The sequence below is a fragment of the Martelella sp. genome (genome assembly GCF_984369615.1).
Genome location: NZ_CFHTCS010000515.1, coordinates 1 through 2,349, shown reverse-complemented (window position 1 = coordinate 2,349; position 2,349 = coordinate 1). Strand labels below are relative to the sequence as shown.

The 2,349-nt window shown below is 65.8% G+C and carries 2 protein-coding genes; both read right to left on the bottom strand.

What is annotated here, in order from left to right; genetic code table 11:
- Positions 1-690, bottom strand: a 690-nt coding sequence (locus tag AC5DC2_RS23105) for an HlyD family secretion protein (protein WP_491700180.1), incomplete at its 3' end; no start/stop codon positions are given.
- Position 691: 1 nt separating this feature from the next.
- On the bottom strand, positions 692-2,349 hold a 1,658-nt coding region (locus tag AC5DC2_RS23100), incomplete at its 5' end, for a type I secretion system permease/ATPase (protein WP_491700179.1).

Below are 2,349 nucleotides of genomic sequence, written 5' to 3'. Positions count from 1 at the left end.
GGCAATCGAGGCCTCGAGCCCGGCGATATCGCTTTCGAGTTCGGCCGCCTGCTGTTTCAGCGTCGAGACCGGACTTGCCTGCGAAAGCCCCCGCTTCAAGAGGCCCTGATACCGCTTCACTTCTTCATCGAGGATATCATACTGCTTGTTGAGCGCGACAAGCTGGTGTCCCTTGCTCTCGATCACCGCCTCGGTATGGAGCTTCTGCTTTTCAAGCTGCTGCCGGGTCAGCGCCAGCGTGTCGCGCCGTGCTTCGAACAGAGCCTGTTCATCGGCCAGAACCCGTTCGAGCTCGTCATCTTCTGCCGCCTTATCCTTCAGGGCCTGTCCGAAGGTGAGCACGTCATCGCCCCTAACCTCAGCCGCCAAACGCGCGAGCCGGGCTTCGGCCTCGAACAATTGCCGCGACAGCATCTGCCGCTCGGCCGCAAGCTCCGTGCCGTCAAGGCGGATCAGCGGTTGGCCGGCCGCAACGGGCATGCCGTCGCGCACCTCGATCGCCGCGACAATGCCGCCGTCGCGGTGCTGGATCACCTGGCGGCGCGCCTCGACCTCCACCAGGCCGGAGGCAACCACCGCGCCGTTGATCTCGGTGGCAAAGCCCCAGACAATAAAAGCGCCAAGCCCCACGGCCAGCGCCAGAAAGCCGTTGCGCAGATAGTGATGAGGCGTCCAGTCCCTGTCGCTCATCTTATTGCACGCCTCCCGCAATCTTGCCCTGCGGCGGACGGACAAAGCGCTGCAGCACTTCGTCACGCGGGCCGACCGCGCGCGCCTGTCCGCCGTCGAGCAGAAGCACATCGTCGCATTCGGCCAGCGCCGAGGGCCGATGCGACATGATGATGACGGCTCGCCCATCGGCCTTCGCCGTCGCGATCGCCCCATTCAGCGCCTTCACGCCCGGATCATCGAGGCTCGCATTCGGCTCATCCAGCACCAGGACGACCGGATCGCCATAAAGCGCGCGCGCCAGTCCGATCCGCTGCCGCTGGCCGCCCGAAAGCCGGCTCTCGCCTTCAGTCAGAACCGTGTCATAGCCATCGGGCAATGACAGGATAAGGTCATGGGCGCCGGCCCGCCGGGCCGCCAGGACGACGGCCTCCGGGTCCGGGTCTGCGGTAAAACGGGCGATGTTCTGTGCCACCGTTCCGGGAAACAGCATGACGGTCTGCGGCAGATAGCCCATGAGGCTGCCCAGGACATCGGGATCATAGTGGCGGATATCCGCACCGCCGAGACGCACCACGCCGCCCGCCGCCGGCCAAAGCCCGGTAACCGCGCGGGCAAAGCTCGATTTGCCCGCAGCACTCGGCCCGATGACGGCAAGCGCCTTGCCGGGTTCCACGGCAACGCTGATACCCGACAGAACCGTTTTTTTTTCGCCGGGGGGAACGACGGTGATAGCTTCCACCGAAAGCCGGCCCTCCGGCCGCGGCAGGGGCATGGGCGCTTCGCCTTCAGGCACGGCGCTTAGTAATTGGGCAAGCGACGACCAGGCGCGGCCGGCCTTCTGGAAAGTCGCCCACTGGCCGATCACCTGCTCGATGGGCGCAAGCGCGCGACCGAGCAGGATGGAGCCCGCAATCATCGCGCCGGCGGACAATTGCCCGTCGAGCACCAGGAGCGCGCCGAGCGCCAGCACGGCAGACTGGAGCAGAAGCCGGAAGGCTTTGGTCGCCGCCGTCAGCCCGCCGCCCCGGTCTGACGCCGCGATCTGCGCCTCAAGCGCCGTTTCCCGCACCGCGTGCCAGCGGGAGACAAGCGGGCCCATCATGCCCAGCGCGCGCACGGTCTCGATCTGCTTGCGGGTGCGTTCGGTCGCCGCATCGGCGTCCCGCGCCAGCCGGGCGGCATCCGCCTGGCTCTTCTGCGTCAGCCGCTGATTGGCAAAGGCAAGAACGCCGATGACAATGCCGCCGGCAAGCCCGAGCCAACCCATCCACATGTTGAAGGCAAACAGGATCGCCAGAAACAGCGGTGTCCAGGGCAGGTCGAAGGCAGCGCCGGGCAGAGGCGAGGAGAGGAAAGCCTGAATGCTGGAGAGATCCCTCAGCCCACCCGCAGGCTGCTCCCGCAGACCGGGATGCTCCGCCTGTTTCAAAACGGCGCGAAAAACCCTTCCATCGAGCCGTGCCTGAAACCGCGCGCCGACGCGCGCCAGAACCCTTCCGCGCACATGATCGAGAAACCCCATCAACCCATAGAGAAAGGCGACGATGGCAAACAGGACCAGAAGCGTGGCCGATGAGTGGCTGGACAAGACCCTGTCATAGACCTGCAGCATGAACAACGGCCCCGTCAGCATCAGCAGGTTCACCACCGCGCTGAACACCGCCACACCGGTCAGTG